The sequence below is a fragment of the Fulvimarina manganoxydans genome (assembly GCF_900176465.1).
Lineage (GTDB): Bacteria > Pseudomonadota > Alphaproteobacteria > Rhizobiales > Rhizobiaceae > Fulvimarina > Fulvimarina manganoxydans.
This window is the reverse complement of sequence record NZ_FWXR01000021.1, coordinates 40,160-63,999: the sequence shown is the minus strand read 5'-3', so window position 1 is coordinate 63,999 and position 23,840 is coordinate 40,160. Positions and strand designations below refer to the sequence as shown.

Below are 23,840 nucleotides of genomic sequence, written 5' to 3'. Positions count from 1 at the left end.
CCCCATGGACCAAGCCGCATCCGTCCGACCCGACCCGAGCACCGCGACGCTGCCCGAAGACGTCAGCCCGCTGGTCCGAATGCGCCATCTTTGCAAGTGGTTCGGAGAACACGAAGTCCTCAGGGATATCTCTCTCGACGTCGATTCCGGCGAGGTGCTGGCCATCGTCGGGCCCAGCGGCTCGGGAAAGAGCACCTTGCTGCGCTGCATCAATCTTCTCGAAGAACCTTCCGCCGGAAGCCTCAATGTGGGCGAGCTGACGGTCGAATTCGACCACCCCGTCAAGCGGCGCGAGCGCAAGGCCCTGCGCCAGCAGCTCGGCATGGTGTTCCAGTCTTTCAATCTGTTTCCGCACATGACGGTGCTCGAGAATATCTGCCTGCCGCAGCGCCGTGTCCTCGGCCGCAAACGTGACGAAGCCGAAGCCGTGGCGAAAGACCTTCTCGAGAAGGTTGGGCTTACCGATAAGGCCGCGGCCTTTCCGAGCAACTGCTCGGGCGGCCAGCAGCAGCGGATCGCCATAGCCAGGGCCCTGGCGCTCGATCCGCGGGTCATGCTCTTTGACGAGCCAACCTCGGCGCTGGATCCCGAACTCGGCCTCGAAGTGCTCTCGGTCATGTTCTCGCTCGCCCAGTCGGGCATGACGATGATCGTCGTCACCCACGAGATGAGCTTTGCCGAGAAGGTCTCGGATCGCACCCTGTTCATGGCCGAGGGCAAGATTGTCGAGGCCGGGCCGAGTGCCGACGTCATCCGCCGCCCACAGAGCGAACGGGCTCGACGTTTCTTCCGCGCGGTGAACGGCCTATGACGCCCGACTACTTTCTGCTTCTCCTCACCGGATTGCCCTACACCTTCGCTGTGACCGGCGGAGCGCTGCTGATCGGCGCGCTGTTTGGCTTTCCCCTGCTTCTCGTGCGCCGCTCGAAGGTCACCATCCTGCGCTGGACGGCGGTGATGCTCATCGCCGTCATCCGATCGATTCCGCCGATTGTCTGGATCTTTCTCATCTTCTTTTCGATCGGAACCGGCGTCTTCCCGATCTCTCCTCTCTCGGCCGCGCTGGTCGGTTTCGGCTTGATCGCGACGGCGAACATGGCGGAGATCTATCGCGGCGCCCTGATCGCAGTGCATCACGGCCAGACAGAGGCCGCCCAGGCGCTCAACCTTTCGCCCTTCCATACGATGTGGGACGTCATTCTGCCGCAGATGGTGCGGGTCTGCCTACCGGTGGCAGCAACCTACGCCATCGGCCTTTTGAAAGACGCGGCGATCGCTTCGACGATCGGCGTTCCAGACCTGACCTATCAGGGGCGGCACATTACCCAGATGACCTTGCAGGGCCTGTCGGTCATGGGCTCGGTCGGGATCATCTACGTTCTCATCAGCCTGCCGATCGCCTGGATCGCCCGGGTGACGGAGGCGCATATCCGAAAGACGGTGTCGCTATGAACGAGCTCCTCATGGGGGCGACGTGGAGTGACGTCGCCGACTGGATCGAACCGCTGAGCCGTGGCTTCGTTCTCAATCTCGAAATCACGTTCATCACCATCCTCCTCGGCTTTCCGGGCGGTTTTGTCCTGGCCCTGCTCGTGGAGCGCAGAAGCCCGTGGGTGCGCTGGCCGGCCATGGTGATCGTCGAGATCGGTCGCGGGGCACCCGCTCTGGTCCTGCTGCAGTTCGTCTATTTCGGCTTTCCCCAGATCGACCTGACCCTCTCCAGCTTCGCCTCGGCGATCGTCGCGCTGTCCGTCAGCACCGCCTGCTACACCAGCGAAATCATCCGCTCCGGGCTGGCGGCGGTGCCCAAAGGTCAGAAGGAAGCCGCCGAGGCCCTCAACTTTTCGTCCGCCGACAGCATGCGCTTCGTCGTCTTTCCGCAGGCAGCCAAGATTTCGTCGCCCGCCATGATGGGTTTTTCCATCTTGATACTACAGTCGACGACGCTGTGTTTCACAATTGCTCTTCCGGAAATCGCCTCCCAGGCCTATGAGATCGGCTCGACGACTTTCCAATATTTCCCGATTCTGTCTCTGACGGCGCTCTTTTTCATTTTCGTCTGCGTACCGGCCTCGTTCCTCGTCGGGTGGTTCGAGCGCAGGAGTGAACCGTGAACCCGACCCTCTCAGCCAAGGAAACATGAAAATGAAAACACTGGCCGCATGGATCGTTGGAGCTCTCGGCGCTCTCTCCCTCGCCACGGGCGCCCACGCTCAAGACTGCAAGCCCGCCCATGAATTCGAAACGATGACGCCCGGCGTTATCACCCATGTACTCGTGAGCTACATGCCTTATGACGCGCTCGACAATGCGGGCAAGGCTATCGGCGTCGACGGCGACATCTTGAACGAGATCGCCAAGATGGAATGTCTTCAGCTGAAATCGACCTCCGTGGATGCGAGCGCCGCCCTGAACTACGTCGTCAGCGGCCGCGCCGACATCGCGTCAGGCAGCTACTATCGCACCGCGGCGCGAGCGAAGGTCCTGGCGCTCTCCGACCCCCTCTACATCGATCAGATGGGCATGGTCTCGCGGGCGGGCTACGACTCGATCCCGCAGATCATCGGCAAAAAGGTCGGGTCGGTGCCGGGCGATCTGTGGATCGCGGATCTGAGGAGGCTGGACGTCGATCTGAAGCTCTATCCGGCGCTGCCCGAGCTGCTGCAGGATATGCGGCTCGGGCGCATCGATGCCGCCCTGGTCGGCTATTCGGTCACCATTATGGCCAAGGAGAAAGGCCAGATGGACGGCCTCGTCGCGAAGGTTGCCAAGCCCGACAAGCGCGTTGCCGCCTCGGTCAGCCCGGGCCAGGGCAGCTTCCCGATGTCCATGGGGAATCCGGCGATGGTCGAGGCGATCAATGCGGACATCGCCGTGCTGAAGAAGAACGGCTTCATTGCCAAGACACTGGAAAAGTATGATCTCGACGTGTCTGCGGCGAAGACTGGCGCGCCGCGCCTAATCCAATAGGCCTTTGAAGCGTCTCATCCGGCGCCCCTTGGGTGGCGCCGGGTGATCGTCCCTTTCTTGACCGAACGGACGAGAACGGTTCTCTACGCACGATCGAGTCTAGTGTCCCGAAAGGATTCATGGCGATGGCCGCACGCAACAGCACGGTACGGGATATGCTTCTCGAAATCCTGGAACGCAGTCCACTGCGTGACAGCTATCCGATCACCCTCTGGGCAAACGCATTCGCTGGCCCTGCGACAAAAGCCGTGGAACGCGAGTACGACGTTCAACGCGACGAGTTTAATGTCATGTTCGTGATTGCTGCGATCGGCCCTTGCCTTGCGACGGACGTCTGCCTTCTCAACAGTCGGCCCCGAAACTCTGTCAGTCGCGCCGTGCGACGGCTGGAAACCCGCGGAATGTTGGCGCGCGAGGAGGTCGCGGAAGATCGCCGCAAGGAGTTCCTCAGCCTCACCGAGGCCGGCCAACGGCTCTACGAGCAGGTACTTCCCATCTATGTCGCCCGGCAGAACCTCCTTCTGGAGGGGCTCGACGAGAATGAATGCGACGTTCTGGTGTCGCTTCTCTCCAAGGCTCTGCTGAAGTCGTCCGATTGGGTGAACACATTCTAATCTGGTTGGAATTGTCATGACAAAGAGAACGGCTCTCGTCACCGGCGCAAGCCGAGGCATCGGCGCGGCCATCGCCGCCCGGCTTCATGTCAGCGGCTGGAATCTCTCGCTTGGAATGCGCAAGCCGAAGCATCCCGTTTTCGACGAAGGCGGTGCCTGCCATCTTTTCCCCTATGATGCCGAAGCGGGCGGCGAAGACACATGGGTGGTGGAGGCGAAACGGCGATTTGGGCGGATCGATGCCGTGATCGCTTGCGCCGGCATCATGATCCCCAGAACGATCTTGTCGGCCGATGACGAGGAAATCGACCGTCAAATGGCTGTGAACGTCAAGGCGCCACGTCGCCTCGTGCGCGCGGCATGGAGCGACCTTAAGCAAGCGCGGCATGGGCGGGTCATCATTCTCGCTTCGCTTTCTGGGCAGCGCGTGAAATCGGCTGCATCAGGCGCCTATTCTGTCTCGAAGTTCGCCGCCGTAGCCCTCAGCCACGCCATCCGGCAGGAGGGATGGGAGCATGGCATCCGCGCAACGGCCATTTGCCCGAGCTACGTTAATACCGACATGGCGCGTGCGATCACCGATTTCGATCCGGATAGAATGACAGATCCCGACACTATAGCACAGGCGGCGGAACTGATCTTGAACTTTCCGGACACGGCGAGCGTGGCCGAGTTCAACGTAAACTGCATGCTCGAGCCAAGCTTTTAGGGCGCTGTCTGAAACTGCATAAAAAGGGACGATGTAGTATCGACCATGCACTTGCACTAAAGGCGCTCGAAGCTGTTGTTCGGGTATACAGGCCTATATGCGCTTAAAAATGCTCACCTATGAGCAAACCGCTTTGAAGCGAAATATAACGCTGACCAAATTCCGTGGCATGTGTGGATGCCCCCTGTTTGGCAAGCATAATCTTCGGACTTCCGGGCGGCGGGGTCGTCGATCGGACGAGTGTCAGGCCTCTCGATGTGGCCTTGATGACGCCACGGGCGGGTATGCAGTTTGGAAAGCGGGGCTCACTCCGGTTCAGAGAGCTGCATGCGCTCGAGCCCCGGGTCTGAATGTCTTCGCCTTGAACTTCGAAGTCCGTATCGCCGACTCCTCGTCGATCGCTCACCCCGGCCTTGCGGCCATGCCGTGCCCTATTCCCTGACGGGCTCCAGGTTACGCCATCCGGTAATCTTCCTTCTTCATGGTCATGGCCCAGATCATGCGCGCCGTTCGCGGCCCGCTCGGACCAATGGCGCGTGGCCGCTCACTGTTCGCGAGTGCGATAGCAGCGACCACCCTTCGTTTGCCTTGGAAAGACAATTTCTGCGGTTGCAACGATTCACTTGCGAATACGAGGGCGCGCTAGCGCGATGTGGACATACTTCGAGCGAGTTTGTCGAAGAGGGTTTTCCCTCCACCATCTGATTTTCCAAATAAAACAATGGTTGCGGCAGGGATTGACACCTACCTAACACGCTGACTTCGACGTCGGCCTGTTCAGGCGAAGGCCGCCGATGGGCGGGCGTGGTCGCCTTCTCTTTGGTGCGCTGCTTCCGGAACGGAGGTGAGAAGCGTGCGGATGTCGGATTGGGGGACGGGGCGGCTGAGGAAGTAGCCTTGGATCTGGTCGCAGCCTTCTTTCACGGCGAATTGGTGCTGGGCGATTTCTTCCACCCCTTCGATCGTAACCGCCATTTTCAGCTTTTCCGCCAGCATGATGATTGCCTGGACGATGGCGACGCTTTCGGGATCGCTCGGAATGGAGCGCACGAAGGACTGGTCGATCTTCACCCGGTCGAAGGGGAAGCGCCGCAAATGGCTGAGCGATGAATAGCCGGTACCGAAATCGTCGAGGGCGATTTTGACGCCGAGCCGCTTCAGATCGCGTAAATTCTCGAAGCTTCGCGCATCGTCGCGCAAGAGCGCCGTCTCGGTCACTTCGAGTTCGAGGCGATGGCCTTCGAAGCCGGTCTCGAAGAGCGTTTCCGCGACCATGTCGACGAGCCGCGGATCGCTGAGTTGGATGGCCGACAGATTGACCGCCAGAGTGTAGCTGCTCGGCCAGGAGGAGGCCTCGCGGCAGGCCAGCCGCAAAACCTTTTCTCCGATCGCCCCGATCAGGCCGATATCTTCCGCGATGGGGATGAAGCTGGCCGGCGAGACCAGGCCGCGCCTGGGATGGCGCCAGCGCACGAGAGCCTCGGCGCCCTCGAACAGCCCGGTCTCGGCATTGGCCTGAGGCTGATAGTGAACCTCGAATTCGTCAGTCTTCAGGGCGCGACGGAGATCGAGTTCGAGTTCGCGCTGGGCGATCACGTCCAGAAGCATCACGGCTTCGAAGATGCAGGACTTGCCGTCCCCTCGCGACTTGGCTTTGTGGCGCGCGAGGACCGCGTTCCGGCAAAGAGCCTCGCCGCTGGCCGCTTCCACATGCGAGAAGGCGATGCCGATGCTTGGCGCGATTTCGATGACGTGACCGTCGATCGTGAACGGCCGAAGCAAGCTCTTGATAATCGTCGCGGCTAGCTCTTCGATATCGTGCTGTTCGCCGCTCTGGAGCAGGGCGAAATCGTCGTCGCCGAAACGGGCGACGATCTCGGCCTTACGCGCGGATCGCGAAATGCGCTGACCGACCTCACGCAAAAGCGCGTCGCCGATCGCATGGCCATGGTTATCGTTCACGCATTTGAATCGGTTGACGCCGATGGAGAGGAGAGCGAAGGGCTCCGTCTCGGCGCGTCCGCCGAGCATGCGGGCGCAGAGCAATTCGTTGAAATGGGTTCGGTTGGTCAGGCCCGTCAGCGTATCCGTATAGGCCAGGCGCCGGATCGTCGCTTCGCTCTTCAGGCGCTCGCTCTGATCGCGCAAGGCGACGACCGTCAATATCTTCGACCCGAGCGAAACCGTCCGGCAGAGGAGGCGGACTGGGAGAGCGTCTCCACTCTTGGCGGCGATCTCGGCGTCATATTCGCGATGGTCCTGCATTGCCGCCAGGTCGAAGTCGCCGATCAGCTTTGCGATCGGCTCTCCCGTCAGATCGCCCTGGTCGTAGCCGGTGAGGCGCTGGAGGCTGTCATTGGCGCTGGTGACGATGCCGTTCTCGCAGATGGCGAGACCCTCAAAGGCGAGATTGGCGAGCTCGATGAGGCGTTTGCGATCGCGGTGCGCCTGAGCCCTCGCCGCGATCGAGAATCGCAGGCCGAGAAGCGCGAGAGCGATCAGCCCCAGTGCGACGATAGCCACGATCGGCGCGACGATCTCAGGCGCGAGAGCGAGCGGCGGGAAGATGACGAGCGGATCGTAGGTGATCTGCAGCGCCGTCATGCCCATGACGTGCAGTATGGCGATTGCCGCCACGAGAAGAGGGGGCGCTGCAAGGCGCAGATACCTGTTGCGCTCCCCCGCAACCACCATTGCCGCGGCAAAGATCGGCATGCTGAGGCCTATGGAGCCGGCCACGTAATGAGGATCCCAATCGATATGGCCGGTCACGAGATAAGAGGATTGGCCGACATAATGGAGAGTGGCGATGCTGAGCCCCATGATCAGGCCGGCAAAAGCGCGCCGGGACCGGCCTTTGCGCCCAATCGCCAAGCTCATGCTGAGGCTGAGACCGGCGACTGCCAGAAGAAGGGAAAGAATGAGAGAGATGGGCTCGAAGGCCGAAAGCAATCCGGGCTCATAGGCGAGTAGAGCGATCATATGGGTCGCCCAGGTGGTGCTGCCGGCGCTGACGATACCGATCGCCGCCCAGCCATGCCGTACGCGCCCCTCCGAGCGGGCCGCATGGGCAGCGAGCGAGAAGGATGCGTAGACGCCGATCAGACATATGCCGGCAGCTGCATAGAGCAGCCCCAGATCATGGCTTTCCGTAAGGCAAGTAACGATCGCGTTCAAAGGTCGATACCGAGGCAGGTTGGAAGCTAATCAGCGTTGAAGGTCTCCAACGCTTCTAAGGCTTCCTGAATGACAAACGGTTACCAAGATCGGCTGCTTCAAGAAAAAGCATGACAATATCATATGAAACTATAAAATAACGGTATGATAACTTCGCCAGCCGTTCCTATATGGTCGATAGCCTTCGCTGGAAGGCCGACGAAGACGATATCCGAACGGCTCGAGAAACGCCGATTTCCCGAGACGCCGACACCCCATCGAGAAAGACGCCGCGCTCACGCCATTGATGTCGCCGTCCTCACCTGTTCTGCTTGCTGGCAAAAGGGGAGCGACCCGGCGCGGCCGGGAGATGACAATTCGTTGGGGATCAGGAGAGGGTCGCGCCATTCTGGCAAAGTCGCTCGACACAGCCATTCAGCTCTTCAAGATCCGCATCCGAGATCCCGGCCAGCACTCTGTCAAGAACTTGTTCCGACCGAGGCTTGAGCATTTCCTTCAAGCCATGAGCCTTTGCCGTCAGGAACAGCCGTTTGACGCGGAAATCCGTTGCCGCCGTCTCGCGCCGCACAAGGTCCAGGCCTTCCATGCGGCTGGCGCAGCGCGACATTGTCATCGGATCGAGTTCGAGAACGGTGGCGAGTTGAGACTGGGACTGGCCGTCGAACATGAAGAGACGATAGAGAATTCTGATATCGTTGAAATCGATTCCCACATCCGAATAGGCGTGGGCGACGAAGCGCCTCATCGCCTCCGACGTCTTTAGAACGGCGAATGCCAGTTCGAGCTCCTGCTCCTGCGCCATCTCACGCACCTTGTTCCACGAGGAGGCGACAATCTGTTTCGCCCTAGGCGCCTGACCGTATCAACCTTGCCGCTCGTTGTCTCTGCCCTCCTGGTCGCGGCCATCCGACTTGCGGATGACGGGACGGCCGCAAGTCAAGCACGGGCAGACATCGCGGCGACCACCTGAGCGATCTCGGGGCCATGCCGCCCGGACGACTGAATCGACCCCTCGGGTCAAGCCACGTCCGGGGCGGGGCTTCGGACGCCGCTCGGGCTGCCAGCGGACATTCAAAAGCGATGCTTTCATATGTCCGCTCGAATCATTCGAGCGCGCATAAGGGGCGTTTTCGGCTTCAGCATCTGTGTTGCGGGGCGATCAACACCATACTAGATCCGCAACGCTCAAGAAGACATTATCGCCATGACGGCGTTGCAGGGCCACAAAAGAATTGAAGCCGCTCTTATTGTGAACCGACTCGATCTTCCATGCGAAAGATCTTTGCTCAAGGCCCCGACCTGCCGCGTTGATCGTTCGCTTCGACCGCGCTCGGATCTGCCACACGCTTTGTTAAACATAATGCCGTTAGGTCTTCAGCCGAGTGAGTGCGATCCATTCCCGCCGCAGGGGATCGAATTCGGGAGGCTGCCCGGCTGATGACGCGTATCGTCCAATTCCTGACCCGCAAGGGCGCGCCCCATGTGCGGATGATCGTGCTTCTGTCGATCGTCGCGAATTTGATGATCCTCGCGCCGTCCTTCCACATGCTTCAGGTCTATGACCGGGTTCTGGCCTCGCGCTCGGTGCCGACGCTGGTGGCGATCACCGCGATCGCACTCTTTGCCATCGCCGTCTATGGCATCGCCGAGGCAATGCGCATGCGCGTCGCGCGCCGGCTCGCCAATAGCTATGCGGTCGAGACCTCGCCGAAACTCTTCGGCAGCTTGGAAACCCTCGATTCGGGCGCCGATGCGGGAAAGGTTCTGCGCGACTTTCAGACGGCAAGTGGCTGGCTCGCCTCCAAGGCTTTCGTCAATCTTTTCGATCTGCCCTTCATGCCGCTCTTTGCGGTCATCCTGTTCCTCGTCCATCCTCTCGTCTGCCTCGTCGCTATGATCGGACTTGTCATCATGGTCGCGATCGGCTGGCTCAATGTCGTCCTGACCCGAGAGACGGCTAAGGCAGGACGCAGCGCCGATCTCGACGCCAACGCCTTTGCCATGAGCGCGATTACGCGCGGGCCTGAAATCCGCGCCTTCGGCATGTTGCCGGATCTGTCGATGCAATGGGGGCTTAAATCGGCCCGATCGATCGTCGCGGCCGAAAAGGCTTCGCATCTGTCCGGCAATCTCTCGGCTCTGTCGCGTTCGGTGCGCCAGGGCATCCAGATCGTGACCCTCGGCTGGGGCGCCTTCCTCGTCATCCATGGCGACATGTCGGGCGGCATGATCTTCATGGCCTCGATGATTTCGGGCAAGCTTCTGCAGCCGATCGAACAGGCGATCGCCGGCTGGGAGGCGACCACGAAGGCGCTGCAGTCCTTTGCCGATCTGGATGAGGTGACGAAGTCGCACAAGCGGCTGGAGGAGCGCCCGCCGCTTCCCGAGCCGAGCGGCCAGATCGAATTGCGCGACCTTTCGATCAGCCTCGACCGGGGGCGCATGCTCCTGAGCGACGTCAATCTTCGGGTGAAGCCCGGCGAATGCGTGCTTCTCGAAGGGGGCTCCGGTTCCGGCAAGTCGCTTTTGATGGAATGTATCGCGGGCGGGCGCGAGCCCTCCTCGGGGCTCGTTCTCATGGACGGAGCGCCGCGCGGCCGCTGGCCTATGCGCCAATGGGGCCGCGCCGTCGGTTTCGCGCCCGAGGAGCCCGGCATCGTCAAGGGCACGGTTGCGATGAACATCTCGCGCTTTTCACCCGAAATGGATCTGCAGGAAGTCTATCGGGTCGCCCAGGCGCTTGGCCTTCACGCGGCGATCCTTTCCTTGCCGCAAGGCTATCAGACCCAGCTGTCGGAGGGCACGAAACTGCTCTCCACCAGCCAGAAGCGCCTCCTGGCCCTGGCGAGAGCCTTTTACGGCAATCCGCGCCTTCTCGTGCTCGACCAGCCGGCCTCCGGCCTCGATGCGCGATGCGAGGGCGCGCTCGCCAATCTCGTCTCCGACGCCAAGCGCGACAAGGCGGCGATCATCCTGGTCACGCGCTCTTTGCTTCTGGCCAATCTGGTCGATCGATGCATCCGCATTACCGACAACAGGGTCGAGGACATCTCGATCACCGTGCCCGGCGGCCAGGGTGGTCCGCGCCGCATGCGCCCGCGCCAGCCCAACGCCCCCGCTCCAACCCAGGCCCGTATCGAGGCGACGCCCGCCGCTCCAGCCGCCGGCGCTAAGGCGCGCGGGGCCACCCCCCAAACGGCGCCCGTCGGTCAGCCGGCGTCGAACGCCGCCACGGCGAGCGGCGCCTCGCAGCCGGGCTCGATCTCGAACGGAGCCATGCAATGACCAGCGAAGCGCAGACGATCGATCCCTTCGCCGAGGTCTCGACCGATGCAAGCCGGCTCGCCGGCCGTCTGGGGCGCGGATTTCTGATCGCGCTCGGCGTCTTCGGGGCTTGGGCAATGGTCGTGCCGCTCGATTCGGCCGTCATCGCGCCCGGAACCCTCATGTCCGAGGGGCGCAATCTCGTCCTTCAGCATGTGACAGGCGGTGTCATCAAGTCGATCCGCGCCCATGAGGGCGACCTCGTTCGGGCCGGCGAGGTGGTTCTTGAGCTGGAGCCCCTGGTCGACCGCGCGCGGCTGAGCAAGCTGAAGGCACGCCAGGCTGCATTGGAGGCGATCGAGTCCCGCCTACAGGCCGAAAAGTCTCTGGAGACCCAGTCCGACGCGGGTGATCGCGCTCTCGTCCTCAACGCCTCGGCCTCGCCGCTCGGGATCGGTGATCTGCGTCTGCGCTCGGCCGACGAACTCCCGGCCACCACATCCGACGATCCGATGAACGAGATCGTCCGCCTGTTGCAACAGGAGCAGGAGCGCGAATTCGAGCGCGGACGAAGCGCCGTCTCGGCCCAGATCGAGGCGCTGCGCAACCGGGCCGAGGGCGAGCGGCGGCGGCGTGACGGGCTGGTCGATCAGGCGGCCGATTCCGCCCGCCAGCTCGATCTTCTGACCCGCCAGATCGAGAATGCTCGCAGCCTGACCAATGCCGGCCATCTGCCGAAGCGCGAATTGTGGGATCTGGAAAGCCGGCTTCTCCAGCAGCAATCGCTCGATGCGAAACTCGCCTCGGACGCGGCCGCCTCCGAGCGCGCGATCGCCGAGATCGAGGCGGAGATGGAGCGGGTGCGCATGACGGATGCCAAAGAGAACTCCCAGCAGCTGACCGACGTCCTGTCCGAACTCGGCCAGATCCGCGACGAGATCGCGGCGGCCGAACAATCCCTGTCGCAGACCGCCATCGTCGCGCCCGAGAGCGGCCATCTCGTCCACTTTACGGCCAACACGCCTGGCGGTGTCGTTCCCCCCGGCAAGACGATCGGCGAGATCGTGCCGGACGAGGCGCGGCTCGTCGCCCGCGGACGGGTGTCCATCCAGGACATCACGGCGGTGCGGGTCGGCTATGAGACCGAGGTGAAAGTCACGGCCCTCCACGCCCGCACCGAAGACCCGATCCTGGGCAAGGTCTCATTCGTCGCTCAGGATTCCACCGTCGATGAGCGCACCGGCGAGCGCTATTTCGAGGTCGAAGCCTCGCTCGATCTCGATGGGCGCGAAGCGACGCGGAACATGATCCAGGCCGGTATGGGCGTTGAAATGTTCATCAAGGGCGAGCCGCGCACCTTTGCCAGCTATCTCACCCAGCCGCTGACGGACGCTCTCGGACGCACATTCCGCGAGCATTAAGGATTTTACGGCCAAGCCGGGGGATTGCCCTTCGCCAACGCTTTGACCACAAAGACGCTCGCTGTTCTGGGCTCTTTGGCGGATGGGACATGACGATGAAGACAGGTCTCATGGGGTTGAGCATCGCGGCGCTGATGTCGGGCGCGGCGATGGCCGAGACGATCGGCGTCTCCATCGCCACCTTCGACGACGCCTTCCTGACGGCCTTGCGCGGCCAGATCGAGGCCCATGCGAGCGAACTCGACGGCGTCGAAGTCCAGATCGAGGACGCCCAGAACGACGTCGGCAAGCAGCTGAATCAGATCCAGAACTTCGCCGCCTCCGGTCTTGATGCCATCATCGTCAATCCGGTCGACACCGACGCCACCCAGGCGATGACCCAGGCCGCGCAGAATGCCGGAATTCCGCTCGTCTATGTCAATCGCGAACCGGTCAATCGGGACGAGCTGCCCGACAACCAAGCCTATGTCGCATCCGATGAGACGCAATCCGGCACGCTTCTGGCCACCGAAGTGTGCCGGCTTCTGAAAGAGGCCGGCAAGGGCAGTGGTGCGCGGATCATCGTGCTTGTGGGCGAACTATCCAACCAGGCGGCCCGCACGCGCACCCAAGACGTTCACGACGTCGTCGCCACCGACGACTGCAGCTTCATGACCATCGCCGAGGAGCAGACGGCCAATTGGTCGCAAGACGAGGCCGAAAACCTGATGACCAATTGGCTGGCTTCGGACGTGAAGTTCGATGCTGTGCTGGCCAATAACGACGCGATGGCGCTCGGCGCGATCAAGGCCATGAAGGCCGGCGGCGTCGAAATGGATACGGTGATCGTCGGTGGGATCGACGGCACCGCCGAGGCACTGGCCGCCATGAAGGCCGGCGAGCTCGACGTCACGGTTTTCCAGGACGCGAGCGGCCAGGCGAAGGAGGCGGTCGATACCGCGCTGAAGCTCGCGAAAGGCGAGGCCGTCGAGCAGACGGTCCATGTCCCCGTCGAGATCGTCACGCCGGAGCGGGTCGGCGATTTCGAGGGCCGGAACGGGTCCGTCAGCTCCACCGACCCTTCGGCGGGTTGAAGGGCCGTGCGTCGATCGTCAGAGCGTCCGAGCAGAGGAGTCTGCAGGATTCGAACATACTGCAACGAGCCTGGATGAAGAAAGCTTGCGGCTGGCTGCGGCCCCTTTCACGGCTTTGGCGAGTTGTCTCTGCAGCCGGAGGTAAGCACCAGACGACTTCTCCCCCTGGGGGAGAAGTCGAGGCGTCCGTGTCCTGGGCTTGCCTGTTACCGAAAAAAGGCGGGACCAGCGTAGGCCTAGGATCTGCATGTGTCTTGCTGGGAACTGGTCTTGCCGCCTCCCGTTGATCTTCCAAGATCAGACATTGGGCCGGCGCCTGCCGGCATGCGAAACGACGGAGGTCCGACATGGCCGATCTGAGCACCGAACCGAAGATGATGCGGTCCCAGCAGGACAAGGACACGCCGGAGACGATCAGCGAGGACGAGCTTGCTCCGCGCGCCGAGGCGCAGGATAGCGACGAGACGAGCGGGCGCGACCGCGAACTCTCTAAAAAGGGCGAGGCGACCTACGCCAACGAACAGATGAATGCGATCTTCGAGCAGAATGGCGGTGGCGGCACCAAGGTTGCCCCGGACGAGGCTGCCGAGGATGTGGCGACGGATGGCCGGCAGGGTCTTGTTCGGTCCGGACGCTCGCGACTGGAAGACTAACCGCGAGGCTTTTCGTCGATCCCATGAAAGGCTGGCGCTCTTGCGAGCGCCCCCTCTTTTCCCGTCAGCTTCGAATGCGGCGGATGAAGCTTGCGAGATCGTCGGTGACGAAGTCGATATGCTCGCCCTCGCGCCCTTCATGCTCCCAGGCATCGCCAAAGGTCGTCTCGAAGTTCTGCGGCACGATCAGGACCGTCTTCATGCCGAGTGATTTCGGCACTTGCAGATTGCGCGCCAGATCCTCGAACATGGCCGCATGGGCCGCGTCCACCCGGTGGAGGCCCAGAAACTTGTCATAGGTCTCGGAGGCCGGTTTCGGCACCAGATCGGCGGCGACGAGATCGAAGATATCCTCGAAATGATCGAGAATGCCGAGCTGCCTTGCCGCCCGTTCGGCATGATTGCGGTCGCCATTGGTGAAGATGAATTTGCGCCCGGGAAGCGCCTTGATCTCGTCGCCAAGCGCCGGGTCGGGATCGATCCAGGAATAGTCGATGTCATGGACGAAATTCAGAAATGCGTCCGGATCGACATTGTGCTCGCTCATCAGCCCGCGCAGGGTCGTGCCGTAGCGGCGATAGAAATCCTTCTGGACTTCGCGGGCCTTATCCTTCGGCAGCGCCAAAAACTCGGCGACGAAATCCGTCATCCTCAGATCGATCTGGGAGAAGAGGTTCGAATGGCGCGGATAGAGCGTGTTGTCGAGATCGAACACCCAGTCACGGACATGGGCGAAGTCTTCCTTCGTCGCCTCGGCGGTCGGGCGAAGAGCAGTCGGTGACGTCATCGAGGCAGGATTCTCTTAAAACGCGAGTGAAAAGATCAGATCGGTCGTCCGCGTCATATAGCGCGATGGCCCGGGAGACGCGACCATCCGCGTCGATGGGACTCAGGATGGCCTTGGAATCGGGCGGCATCTTCCCTCCGGTCCAAGCTTCGCGATAGGAGAGGCGACAAACACCTCATTGCCCGACTTTGAACGTTCGCATCCTTTGCGGTCAAAGCCCGGCTTCCCACATGAAACGGCGCTTCCATGGGCCTCTGGATTCCCGTCACCATCGCGGCCGCCTTCTTCCAGAATCTGCGATCGGCCCTTCAGAAGCATCTCAAAGGGCGGATGGGGTCGACCGGGGCGACCTTCGCGCGCTTCGGCTTCGGCCTGCCTGTCGCGCTTCTCTATCTCGGCCTTTATGTGGGGGCGACGGGCGAGGCCCTGCCGGCGCTCAATGCCGGCTTTCTATTCGCCGCGCTGTCCGGCGGCATCGCGCAGATCCTGGCGACCTTTCTCCTCGTCTATCTCTTCGGCTTCCGCAATTTCATGGTCGGTACGGCCTATTCCAAGACCGAGCCGATCCAGGCGGCCTTCTTCGGCTTTCTCATCTTGGGCGAAGCGATCGCACCGCTCGGTCTTCTGGCCGTGGTCGCGGGAGTGATCGGTGTCATGATGATCTCGCTCGGCGAGCGCGCGCCGAAGGATGTTCTGAAAGGCCTTGCAACCCGGGAGGCGGCGATCGGCATCCTGTCTGGCACGCTGTTCGGCGCCTCCGCGGTCGCCTTTCGCGGCGCATCGCTCGCGCTCGGCGACGGCACGATCCTGATGCGGGCCCTTCTAACGCTCGCCGTCACCCTGGCCATCCAGACGGCGGTGATGCTTGCCTGGATGCTCATGAAGGACCGGGACGAACTTTCCCGCGTCCTGAAGGCCGCCGGCCCCTCGCTCCTCGTCGGGCTGATGGGCGCCACGGCCTCGGCCGGCTGGTTCACGGCGATGACCTTGCAGAAGGTCGCCTATGTGCGTGCGCTCGGCCAGATCGAACTGGTCTTCACCTTCCTCGCCTCGGTCCTGTGGTTCCAGGAAAGGATTACGCGCCTGGAATTTGCCGGCTCGGCCGTGATCGTCTGCGCGATCCTGCTCCTGATCGGCGCCGGGTGACGAGAGCGCCGGGCGAAAAAGTGGATGCCGGTTTTTCGGCAACCCGGCGCGCCACCAAAGATTGAGAGAGCGCCGTCAGGCATTCGCCCGGCGGCGCGGCGCAAGGGCCGACAGGGCCGAGGCGATCGAGGCCTCTTCGGCTTTCGCGTAAAGGCTCGTCTCGTCGTGGACGGCGCGGGAAAGGGCTGCCTCGAAGGCCGGCTTGCTTCCCTTGGCGCTCGCATTGGTCTGGGCGTCGCTCGACAGATTGGATTGGAAAATCCCAGCCGCCGAGACGGGCAGGAAATCCTCATAGACGATCGGATCGAAGGTGAGGTCGCCCGCCTCGATCAGCGCGTCGGGATCGGTGCTCGTCTCGCCGCTTTCGGCCCGGTCGAGCCCGCTTTGGGTCGGCGTATAATGGAAATAAGCGAGGCCTTCGGCGCGCATCGACGTCCAATTGTCGGGAAAATCGGTGAAGCGATGGGTCAGCGCGGTTTCGTAGTCCGAAGCGCCCTCGCCGGAGGCGGCGACGGATGCGTCGGATCGCGCTTCGTTGAGAAGCTTGTCATAGAGCGCGCGGCCTTTCGGCGTCAGCGCGATGCCGCGCTGCTCGATCTCGCCGAAGCGGGCGGTATGGGTGCCGTCCTCGGCCCCGTTCTGGCCCTGGAAGGCGATCGCCTCCTCCAACGCCTTGAAGCTCGTCTGGCGTAGAAGGATAGGGCAGAGCCGGCGCGGCGGGCCTTCGATGACCGCCTTCGGGGAAATGCCTCTTTGCGGCATCATCGCCTGGACCGCGTCGATATCGAGGGTGCGCGGGGTCAGATGATTGATATGCGGGCCCCGGAAGCAGACGACGTCGGCGATCAGGCGATGGGCCTTGGCGAGCCGTTCATAGGTCGCCCGGTCGACGGTCGCCGCCTCGTGCCAGCGGAAGGTTTCGAGCGCTTCCTGAACGAAGCGCTCGGCATCCGCCTCGCCCAGCCCGCCATCCTGCTCGGCCTTGTCCAGAAGGGCGAGCGCGCCCTCGGTGAAGATCGAGCGGCGGGAGAGAATGTCTTCGGCCTCGCGGCGAAGGCTTTCGTCCTCGATCCAGTCGAGCCGCAGCAGCGATGTGAAAATCCGGAACGGGTTCTTCGACAAGGCGGCCGGATCGATCGGCCGAAACGCCGTCGAATGAACCGGAATGCCGGCGACGGAGAGATCGTAATAGCCGACCGGATGCATGCCCATCACCGCGAAGACGCGGGCGATGGTGGCGAGTTCGCCCGGCGTTCCGAGGCGGATGGCTCCGTGGCGCTCTTCCGAGAGGCGCGAGAGCTCGCCGGAGCGTTCGAGCGAGGCGGCAAGATCGGGATCGTCCCTGAGGCGCAGGTCGTTGATCTCTTCGACGAGTTCGACGAGCGTGCCATATTGCGGCACTTCGCTGCGATACATGGCCGACATCGCCCGCGAGAAGCGCGAGCGGATATCATCGCTCGAAACGAAATTGCGCGTCATGGTCACGGTGTCGTCTCCCTCGTGCGGCGTTCCTGCGGGCTGGTTTCGCCTCTCAAGATCACGCCGGATCATTGGGTCTTAAGATGAAGCGATCCCGGCGCCGCTTCAATGGGGCGCTCCCGCCGATGCCCTCGTGAAGGCTGCCTTCGGACAAAGGCGACCCGTCAAGGTGCCTGATAAGGCGTTCCATCCTTGCGAGTGAAGACCCAGCGCCCTTCGGTCCAGACCGCCATCAGATCGTCTTGCGGATAGGAGACTTCGTCGCCGGGCGTGCGGTCGCCGATCTCCAGATAGGTCGCGGGCCTATCCGTCCGGTTGTGAAGGTGATGGGCGGTGCCGCCCGCCGCAAAGCCGGCTACCATGCCCGGGGCCATTAGCGTCTCGCCGGACTCGGTAACGAGGGTCGGGGTGCCTTCGACGATGAAGACGAATTCGTCCTGCCTCGAATGGCGGTGGAAGAGTGCCGAGACCGCGCCGGGGGCCAGCGTCGTCAGATTGACCCCGAAATTCGTCAGCCCGAAGAGATCCCCGAGCGGTCGCTTGGTTCGGCCGGCCATGCGGCTGAAAAAAGGTTCGGGGTAATTGGAAGGTTTGGTGCGGATGGGCGCTTCCAAAGCGGCGATGGCATCGAAGCGCTGCGGGCTGACCGTCTCCGTCATCATGAGGCTCCTTGAGCGTTGGCGCAACCTTTACAAACGCCGGCATATCGCCCAAGACAAGCCGGCATTGTGTCAGGGCGACAAAGAAAGGAGCGTGCGATGACGAGCATTCCATCGATCGGCGGAGCGTTCCTTTCGATTATCGGCGCCGGCGTCGTCGCGGCCCGAACCTTCTGACGTTTCGAGCGCAAGAGCGACCACGACCGGCCGGGCGGGACGAGCCAGAGGCGCTTCGGGCCTGTCCGACACGAGATTCTTCGACATGACCCGGGACAAGGGCGACCAGACGGCAGCAAGCGGCAGGACAAGCCGCGCGCCGGGGCCGTCCTCGTGTCCCTTCAAGGCGAGACAAACCTCCTCGCCGAGACGAAACGGACGTTTGACATCATGACCATGACGGATTTTCCGGCGGGCGTCGCTGCCGCCGAAGCCGAGTTGCGCGCGCTCTTTCCGGCAACGCCTCTGCAACTCAACGAGCATCTTTCGGCCAAATACGGCGCGCGCATCTTCCTGAAGCGCGAGGACTTGACTCCGGTGCGCTCCTACAAGATCCGTGGCGCCTTCAACTTCATGCGCAAGAAGATGGCGTCGGAGACGGCGAATACGAAATTCTGCTGTGCCTCGGCCGGCAATCACGCGCAAGGCTTCGCCTTCGCCTGCCGCCATTTCGGCGTTTCGGGTCGCGTCTTCATGCCCGTGACGACACCCCAGCAGAAGATCGGCAAGACCCGCGCCTTTGGCGGCGACGCGGTCGAGATCGAACTCGTCGGCGACTTCTTCGACGATTGCTACAGGGCCGCCAAGACCTATGCCCACGAGGCGGGCGCCGATCTCGTCCCGCCCTTCGACCATGAGGACATCGTCGAGGGCCAGGCGAGCGTCGCCAAGGAGGTCGTCGACGAATTGGGGGACGAGAAGCCCGACTTCGTCGTCATGCCGGTGGGCGGCGGCGGTCTCGCCTCGGGCATGACCCGCTATTTCAACGCGATCGGCGAGACTCCCTTCCTGCGCTTTGTCGAGCCGCTCGGCGCGCCGAGCCTTCAGACCAGCCTCCGCAACGGCTCGCTGACCCGGATGGAGCAGATCGACGGCTTCGTCGACGGCGCCTCGGTCGCCGAGATCGGCCAGATCCCCTACCAGACCCTGAAAGGCTTTCCGCCCGAGGCCGTGTTGCTCGCCCCCGAGGGGCGTCTCTGCGCCACCATGCTGGAGATGCTGAATATCGAAGGAATCGTATTGGAGCCGGCCGGGGCGCTCGCCATCGACGCGCTGAAAAGCTTGAAGACCGATATTCGCGGCAAGACAGTGGTCTGCGTCGTCTCGGGCGGCAATTTCGACTTCGAGCGCCTGCCGGATGTGCGCGAGCGCTCGCTGCGCTTCGAAGGCTTGAAGAAGTATTTCATCCTGCGTCTGGCCCAGCGGCCCGGCGCGCTGAAGGACTTCCTCAATCTGCTCGGTCCCGACGACGACATCGCCCGTTTCGAATATCTGAAGAAGTCCGCCCGCGATTTCGGCTCGATCCTGCTCGGCATCGAGACCAAGGATCCGGGCAATTTTGATTCCCTGCTCTCGCGCTTCGCCGCCTCCGGCATCCGCTATCAGGACATCACCAACGACCAGATCGTCGCCGATCTTCTGATCTGACGGTCGCGGTTACCGCAAAGCCTTGACCCATTCGACGATGCGGCTTGCGAGGCGCATCGTCGTGGAGGGGGAGAGAACGTTGCCGGCGAGCACATGGTGATTGGGATCGTCGCCGTCATTGACGGTGACAATTTCGTGGGGCCCGCCCCATCGGGCGATGAAGAGTGTTGTCGCCTCCGGTTTCACCACCCGGTCCAGGTCCGACCTGAAGACGAGAAGCGGCAATTCGATCGCCGCCGGATCGAGGCTGCGGACTGCCCGCACCAGCGCGCCGAGCGGGGCCACGGCTTCGGTCGGATAGCGCCATGTCCAGCCCTCGGCCTCCGCCTCGTTGGACGGCTCGAAGCCGCGCATGGCGCCGCCCAGCCTCGGCAGGAGCGTCCGTGCCATCGGAACTTCCAGCATGAAGGCGAGGGGATCGTTCACCGCATAGTTCGGCGAGATGAAGACAAGGCCGGCGACCCCGTCCATCAAGCCGGGCACGCTCGTTCCGAGGGTGGCGAGTGTCGCGCCGGTCGAGGTGCCTACGATGACGACCCGCTCGCCGATCCGCCGGCCGATGGCGATCGCCTCGGCAAGATCGTTCAGCCAGTCATTGACGCTGGTCTGGGGCATGGCCGCCGGATCGCGGCCGTGGCCGGTGAGCCGCGTGTAGAAGAGATTGGCGCCGATCTCGCGCGCGGCGATATCGAGAAGCGGGCGTGTTTCCGGCTTGGCGGCCGAAAAGCCGTGGAGATAAATGAAGGCGATCGGTGTCTTTGCCTTGGATCGCGGATCGGCCCAGACGATTTCCTTTTCGGCAGAGGACCTCAGATTGGGAATGTCGGCCTCGCGCCGCTTGAGATAGGCCTCCGGGTCGTCGCCGATCGAGGCCGGATCGAAGCGGATCGTCAGATCGACCGGCTCGCGGGGCCCGAAGACCCAGAAGGCGCCGCCCAGGACCAGGACGAGGCAGAGGACGGCGAGAAGAACGCGCAAAGCGGTGCCCATCACTTGGCCTGGCGCCTCAGCCGGCCGACTGCGCGGCGGAGGGTTCGTCCAGCCGATCGAGAATGTGCCGGGCCGTCATCAGGTCGAGATGGGCGCCGCCGCCATTCTTGAAGACGGTGATCTCGTCCTTGTCCTGCCGTCCGGTGGTTTCGGCGACGATGTCGTTGAGATCGCCCAGGATCGTCTCGCGGGTGATCGTGCCGGCCCTCAGGGGGATTTCGATCTCGCCGATATGGCCGATCGTCGTCTCGAAACTGTCGACGAAGAGGCGCCCGCGCGTCAGAACGGCATCGTCGGCCTCGCGCATATCCGGCCGATAGGCACCGATAAGGTCCACATGAGTGCCGGGGGCGAGCCATTCGCCCTTCAAAAAGGGTTCGCTTGCCATGGTTGCGGTCGAGACGATGTCGCTCTCCCGAACGGCCTCTTCGAGGTCATGGGCGACGCTGATCCTGGCTCCGATACCGCCCATCTCCTCGATAAGCGCTTCGGCGCGGTCCTGGCTGCGGTTCCAGACGCGGATGTCCTCCAGGGCTTCGAAACCGGCCGAATAGGCTTCGATCAGGCTTTTCGCGAGGGTGCCCGCGCCGCAGACGAGAAGCCGCTTGGCGTCGGGCCTTGCAAGGCGCCGGGCGCCGAGGAGCGAGTCGCCGGCGGTCTTCCATTTGGTGACCAGCGGTCCGTCGACGAGGGCGAGCGGCGCGCCGCTCTCGTGATCGAAGAGCAGGACGCCGCCCTGCACGGAGGGGAGCGGGGGATCGCGGCGCGGATTGCCTGCGAACACCGTCACCGATTTCATCGCGATGCCGAGACCGTCGATCCAGGCGGCGCGATTGAGCATGCGGTTCTCGCCTGAACCCAAGAGGAGATCGCCGATCTCGGCGCGGGGGCGGCGATGGCCGGCTTCGAGCGCCTCGACGATGCCGGTCCAGGTGAGGTTCGCCTCGCCGGTCGCGAAATCGACGATGATCACGAGGCGGCCCTCACACGGTCCAGGAAGGAGTCGAAGGTCGGCGTCTGCACCTCGCGCGAGGCGTAAGGCACGAAGCCGTGCTTTCGGTAGAGTTTGAGGGCGGCGGGATGGTCCAGCGTGTTGGTCTCGATGATGAGCCGTTTCGGCCCTTCCGAAAAGCCGGCCTCGATCGCCCGCTCCAGCATCTCGCCCGCATGGCCGAGGCCCTGAAAGGCGGGCAGCATGCCGAAATGGACGATCCGCGCTTCACGGATCGCGCGCTTCACCTCGACCTCGAACCAGCCGACCGTGTCATGGCCGAGAGCGGCGGTGTAGAGGCGGCATTTGGGGTTGTGGATCTCCTCGCGCAGCCGGTCGTCGGGGAGAAGCCGGGAGGTCCAGTGATGGGCCGCGCCGACCGCCTCATAGAGCGCGCGATAGCGCGGCAGCGGCATGCGCGGATGGTCTTCGATCCGCAATCGCCGGGCGCGAAGCTCGGTCTCGCGTCCGGCGCGATAGGCCTCGACGGTCATTTCCAGGCTGAGGACGCGGGTCGTGAGCAGTCGCACGGGTCTCATGCTCCGGTCTCGACCGGCGTATCGCTCGCCGAGCCCCATTCGGTCCAGGAGCCGTCGAAGAGCTTGGCGTCCCGATTGCCGACCGTCTCGAAGGCGAGATTCAGGATGGCGGCGGTGACGCCCGAGCCACAACTCGTCACCGAAGGCGCCTGCGGGTCGATGCCGGCCTCCTGCATCGCCCGGCGCAGCGCCTCCGGCGATTTCAATTTGCCGTCCTCGCCGAGAAGCGGGAAGGGCAGGTTCGCCGCACCCGGCATATGGCCGGCGCGCACGCCGGGGCGTGGCTCGGCCGCTTGGCCTGCGAAACGCTCGGCGGGCCTCACATCGACGATCTGGCGGCTTTTCTCGGAGACGATGCGGCGCATCTCGGCAAGATCAGCGACGGCGCTGCGGTCGAAAGCGGGCTCGAAATTCTTGGGGCTCACGGCGGGAGCCGCGCTCTCCACCGGATGACCGCCCGCGATCCAGGCCGGCATTCCGCCGTCGAGAAGACGGACATCCTTGGCGCCGAAGGTGCGGAACATCCACCAGATGCGGGGGCCGGAAAAGAGACCCATGCCGTCATAGACGACGATCGTATCGGTGTTCGAAATGCCCATTTCGCCGACGGCTTTGGCGAAGATGTCGGGCGAGGGCAGGGTGTGCGGCAGGTTGGAGGCTGGATCGACCACCGCGTCCTGATCGAAGAAGACGGCGCCGGGAACATGGCCGGCGTCATATTCCGCCCGAGCGAAGCGGTTCTGTGCCGGCAGATACCAGGAGGCGTCGACGATCGAGAGGCCGGGCCGCCCGAGCACCTCGGCCAGATCGCTCGCGGAAATGAGAAAGGGGTTCTGGGTCATCGCTCGATCGCCAAATGTCGTTCGCACGGGTCGTAACCTGCGCAAATGCAGGAGGGACCGGAAGGATCAAGGCATAAGGGAGGCACGAAGGCCGAGGCAAGGAGGAGGCCTCGAAATCCTTTAGGCCGGCGGCCCGAAACGGATGCGAAAGCGGCGATTTTCCCGGCCCTTCTTCTCGATCTTGCCGATATGGATCTCGCCGAGCTCGCCCGTCTCCGACACGTGGGTGCCGCCGCAAGGCTGTGTGTCGATCGCGCCGTTCTCGCCGATCGCCACCAGGCGCACGGTGCCGGTGCTTCGTGGCGGCTTGACGTGTTTGGATTTGACGAGACCTGGATTGGCGTCGAGCTCGGCCTCGGTGATCGTCTGGGTGAAGACCGGGTGATTGGCGCGGACCAGGGCCATCAGCGCGTCGGTGACGGCGGCCTTGTCGGGCGCCTCGCTGCCCATGTCGAAATCAACGCGCGATTCCATCTCGCCGACGGCCGCGCCGGTGATCGGGAAGGGGCAGACGACGGTGAGAAGGTGACAGGCCGTGTGCATGCGCATCAGCCGATAGCGGCGCGGCCAGTCGATATGGAGTGTCAAGGTCTCGCCGGGGGCTGGCAGGTCCGCCTCCGGGCCGGCGAACATGACGACATCGCGCTTGTCCGGCGAATAGGCGGTCTCGACGATCGGAATCGTGCGGCCATCGGCGAGTTCCACATGGCCGGTATCACCGGGCTGGCCGCCGCCCGTGGCAAAGAAATTCGTGCGATCGAAGACCAGCCCGCGCTCGCCCTCGATGCGCAGGAGCTTGGCTTCCATCGTCGAGAGATAGGCGTCGTCCTGATAGACGCGCTCGGTTCCGGGATTGGTCTCGGCGCTGGGCTGATCCATGGC

Annotated in this window: 22 protein-coding genes; 12 read left to right on the top strand and 10 right to left on the bottom strand. The window is 63.2% G+C overall.

The window, feature by feature from the left end:
- Positions 1–4 precede the first annotated feature (4 nt).
- From B9A15_RS18195 to B9A15_RS18170, 6 genes are all read left to right on the top strand, one after another.
- Positions 5–811, top strand: coding sequence for an amino acid ABC transporter ATP-binding protein (locus tag B9A15_RS18195; protein WP_084411953.1), 807 nt, complete (start codon positions 5–7; stop codon positions 809–811).
- Complete coding sequence (locus B9A15_RS18190) at positions 808–1,452, top strand: amino acid ABC transporter permease (protein WP_084411952.1); 645 nt, start codon at positions 808–810, stop codon at positions 1,450–1,452. Before B9A15_RS18195 ends, B9A15_RS18190 begins: the two co-directional genes overlap by 4 nt.
- A complete protein-coding gene (locus B9A15_RS18185) occupies positions 1,449–2,114 on the top strand; it encodes an amino acid ABC transporter permease (protein WP_084411951.1) in 666 nt (221 codons plus the stop codon). Before B9A15_RS18190 ends, B9A15_RS18185 begins: the two co-directional genes overlap by 4 nt.
- Positions 2,115–2,145: 31 nt before the next feature.
- Entirely contained in the window at positions 2,146–2,970 is an 825-nt protein-coding gene (locus B9A15_RS18180) for a substrate-binding periplasmic protein (RefSeq protein ID WP_170923356.1), read from the top strand.
- 125 nt (positions 2,971–3,095) lie between these two features.
- Positions 3,096–3,584, top strand: coding sequence for a MarR family winged helix-turn-helix transcriptional regulator (locus tag B9A15_RS18175; RefSeq protein ID WP_210190542.1), 489 nt, complete (start codon positions 3,096–3,098; stop codon positions 3,582–3,584).
- A 16-nt stretch (positions 3,585–3,600) separates the two neighbouring features.
- Positions 3,601–4,293, top strand: a complete 693-nt coding sequence (locus tag B9A15_RS18170; protein ID WP_084411948.1) for an SDR family NAD(P)-dependent oxidoreductase — start codon at positions 3,601–3,603, stop codon at positions 4,291–4,293.
- A 777-nt stretch (positions 4,294–5,070) separates the two neighbouring features.
- Here the strand turns inward: B9A15_RS18170 and B9A15_RS18165 are convergent.
- On the bottom strand, positions 5,071–7,470 hold the full coding sequence (locus tag B9A15_RS18165) for a putative bifunctional diguanylate cyclase/phosphodiesterase (RefSeq protein WP_244557025.1): 2,400 nt from the start codon (positions 7,468–7,470) through the stop codon (positions 5,071–5,073).
- 367 nt (positions 7,471–7,837) lie between these two features.
- Entirely contained in the window at positions 7,838–8,272 is a 435-nt protein-coding gene (locus B9A15_RS18160; protein ID WP_084411947.1) for a MarR family winged helix-turn-helix transcriptional regulator, read from the bottom strand.
- Between the two features lie 635 nt (positions 8,273–8,907).
- On the opposite strand from B9A15_RS18160, the gene B9A15_RS18155 reads away from it, so the two are divergent.
- The 4 genes from B9A15_RS18155 (at position 8,908) to B9A15_RS18140 (ending at position 13,881) form a co-directional block, all read left to right on the top strand.
- On the top strand, positions 8,908–10,755 hold the full coding sequence (locus B9A15_RS18155; RefSeq protein WP_084411946.1) for a type I secretion system permease/ATPase: 1,848 nt from the start codon (positions 8,908–8,910) through the stop codon (positions 10,753–10,755).
- Positions 10,752–12,155, top strand: a complete 1,404-nt coding sequence (locus B9A15_RS18150; protein WP_084411945.1) for an HlyD family type I secretion periplasmic adaptor subunit — start codon at positions 10,752–10,754, stop codon at positions 12,153–12,155. Before B9A15_RS18155 ends, B9A15_RS18150 begins: the two co-directional genes overlap by 4 nt.
- A gap of 95 nt (positions 12,156–12,250) precedes the next feature.
- Entirely contained in the window at positions 12,251–13,228 is a 978-nt protein-coding gene (locus B9A15_RS18145) for a sugar ABC transporter substrate-binding protein (RefSeq protein ID WP_084411975.1), read from the top strand.
- 347 nt (positions 13,229–13,575) lie between these two features.
- Complete coding sequence (locus B9A15_RS18140; protein WP_084411944.1) at positions 13,576–13,881, top strand: hypothetical protein; 306 nt, start codon at positions 13,576–13,578, stop codon at positions 13,879–13,881.
- A gap of 64 nt (positions 13,882–13,945) precedes the next feature.
- Here the strand turns inward: B9A15_RS18140 and B9A15_RS18135 are convergent, their stop codons facing one another.
- On the bottom strand, positions 13,946–14,668 hold the full coding sequence (locus tag B9A15_RS18135; RefSeq protein ID WP_084411943.1) for a pyrimidine 5'-nucleotidase: 723 nt from the start codon (positions 14,666–14,668) through the stop codon (positions 13,946–13,948).
- Positions 14,669–14,914: 246 nt separating this feature from the next.
- Between B9A15_RS18135 and B9A15_RS18130 the strand changes: the two genes are divergently transcribed.
- A complete protein-coding gene (locus tag B9A15_RS18130; RefSeq protein WP_084411942.1) occupies positions 14,915–15,814 on the top strand; it encodes a DMT family transporter in 900 nt (299 codons plus the stop codon).
- A gap of 75 nt (positions 15,815–15,889) precedes the next feature.
- Here B9A15_RS18130 and hglS read toward each other — a convergent pair whose 3' ends face one another.
- Both hglS and B9A15_RS18120 read right to left on the bottom strand, forming a co-directional pair.
- Positions 15,890–17,293 (bottom strand): 2-oxoadipate dioxygenase/decarboxylase HglS, encoded by a 1,404-nt coding sequence (hglS, locus tag B9A15_RS18125; RefSeq protein ID WP_084411974.1) that lies wholly within the window; start codon positions 17,291–17,293, stop codon positions 15,890–15,892.
- Between the two features lie 164 nt (positions 17,294–17,457).
- The gene (locus B9A15_RS18120; RefSeq protein ID WP_210190541.1) at positions 17,458–17,955 is read right to left on the bottom strand and encodes a cupin domain-containing protein; all 498 of its coding nucleotides are present in this window, start codon (positions 17,953–17,955) and stop codon (positions 17,458–17,460) included.
- Between the two features lie 390 nt (positions 17,956–18,345).
- Here B9A15_RS18120 and ilvA point away from each other — a divergent pair, with 390 nt between their 5' ends.
- Entirely contained in the window at positions 18,346–19,596 is a 1,251-nt protein-coding gene (gene ilvA / locus B9A15_RS18110) for a threonine ammonia-lyase IlvA (protein WP_084411972.1), read from the top strand.
- A 9-nt stretch (positions 19,597–19,605) separates the two neighbouring features.
- Here the strand turns inward: ilvA and B9A15_RS18105 are convergent, their stop codons facing one another.
- From B9A15_RS18105 to B9A15_RS18085, 5 genes are all read right to left on the bottom strand, one after another.
- Positions 19,606–20,586, bottom strand: a complete 981-nt coding sequence (locus tag B9A15_RS18105) for an alpha/beta hydrolase (RefSeq protein ID WP_084411940.1) — start codon at positions 20,584–20,586, stop codon at positions 19,606–19,608.
- A 16-nt stretch (positions 20,587–20,602) separates the two neighbouring features.
- Positions 20,603–21,559, bottom strand: a complete 957-nt coding sequence (locus B9A15_RS18100; protein WP_084411939.1) for an ornithine cyclodeaminase family protein — start codon at positions 21,557–21,559, stop codon at positions 20,603–20,605.
- Positions 21,556–22,107 carry a GNAT family N-acetyltransferase gene (locus tag B9A15_RS18095; protein ID WP_244557024.1) on the bottom strand — a complete coding sequence of 184 codons (552 nt, stop codon included), beginning with the start codon at positions 22,105–22,107 and terminating at the stop codon, positions 21,556–21,558. The genes B9A15_RS18100 and B9A15_RS18095 overlap by 4 nt, the downstream gene beginning before the upstream one ends.
- A 5-nt stretch (positions 22,108–22,112) precedes the next feature.
- Complete coding sequence (gene sseA / locus B9A15_RS18090) at positions 22,113–22,958, bottom strand: 3-mercaptopyruvate sulfurtransferase (RefSeq protein ID WP_084411937.1); 846 nt, start codon at positions 22,956–22,958, stop codon at positions 22,113–22,115.
- 120 nt (positions 22,959–23,078) lie between these two features.
- Positions 23,079–23,837 carry an alanyl-tRNA editing protein gene (locus B9A15_RS18085; RefSeq protein ID WP_084411936.1) on the bottom strand — a complete coding sequence of 253 codons (759 nt, stop codon included), beginning with the start codon at positions 23,835–23,837 and terminating at the stop codon, positions 23,079–23,081.
- Positions 23,838–23,840: the final 3 nt, after the last annotated feature.

Coding starts and splice junctions, on each gene's coding strand:
- B9A15_RS18135 (WP_084411943.1), bottom strand. CDS start 14,668: ATGACGTCACCGACTGCTCTTCGCCCGACCGCCGAGGCGACGAAGGAA.
- hglS (WP_084411974.1), bottom strand. CDS start 17,293: ATGACGCGCAATTTCGTTTCGAGCGATGATATCCGCTCGCGCTTCTCG.
- B9A15_RS18130 (WP_084411942.1), top strand. CDS start 14,915: ATGGGCCTCTGGATTCCCGTCACCATCGCGGCCGCCTTCTTCCAGAAT.
- B9A15_RS18150 (WP_084411945.1), top strand. CDS start 10,752: ATGACCAGCGAAGCGCAGACGATCGATCCCTTCGCCGAGGTCTCGACC.
- B9A15_RS18085 (WP_084411936.1), bottom strand. CDS start 23,837: ATGGATCAGCCCAGCGCCGAGACCAATCCCGGAACCGAGCGCGTCTAT.
- B9A15_RS18190 (WP_084411952.1), top strand. CDS start 808: ATGACGCCCGACTACTTTCTGCTTCTCCTCACCGGATTGCCCTACACC.
- B9A15_RS18155 (WP_084411946.1), top strand. CDS start 8,908: ATGACGCGTATCGTCCAATTCCTGACCCGCAAGGGCGCGCCCCATGTG.
- B9A15_RS18145 (WP_084411975.1), top strand. CDS start 12,251: ATGAAGACAGGTCTCATGGGGTTGAGCATCGCGGCGCTGATGTCGGGC.
- B9A15_RS18120 (WP_210190541.1), bottom strand. CDS start 17,955: ATGATGACGGAGACGGTCAGCCCGCAGCGCTTCGATGCCATCGCCGCT.
- B9A15_RS18160 (WP_084411947.1), bottom strand. CDS start 8,272: ATGGCGCAGGAGCAGGAGCTCGAACTGGCATTCGCCGTTCTAAAGACG.
- B9A15_RS18180 (WP_170923356.1), top strand. CDS start 2,146: ATGAAAACACTGGCCGCATGGATCGTTGGAGCTCTCGGCGCTCTCTCC.
- B9A15_RS18170 (WP_084411948.1), top strand. CDS start 3,601: ATGACAAAGAGAACGGCTCTCGTCACCGGCGCAAGCCGAGGCATCGGC.
- sseA (WP_084411937.1), bottom strand. CDS start 22,958: ATGACCCAGAACCCCTTTCTCATTTCCGCGAGCGATCTGGCCGAGGTG.
- B9A15_RS18185 (WP_084411951.1), top strand. CDS start 1,449: ATGAACGAGCTCCTCATGGGGGCGACGTGGAGTGACGTCGCCGACTGG.
- B9A15_RS18105 (WP_084411940.1), bottom strand. CDS start 20,586: ATGGGCACCGCTTTGCGCGTTCTTCTCGCCGTCCTCTGCCTCGTCCTG.
- B9A15_RS18140 (WP_084411944.1), top strand. CDS start 13,576: ATGGCCGATCTGAGCACCGAACCGAAGATGATGCGGTCCCAGCAGGAC.
- B9A15_RS18195 (WP_084411953.1), top strand. CDS start 5: ATGGACCAAGCCGCATCCGTCCGACCCGACCCGAGCACCGCGACGCTG.
- ilvA (WP_084411972.1), top strand. CDS start 18,346: ATGACGGATTTTCCGGCGGGCGTCGCTGCCGCCGAAGCCGAGTTGCGC.
- B9A15_RS18175 (WP_210190542.1), top strand. CDS start 3,096: ATGGCCGCACGCAACAGCACGGTACGGGATATGCTTCTCGAAATCCTG.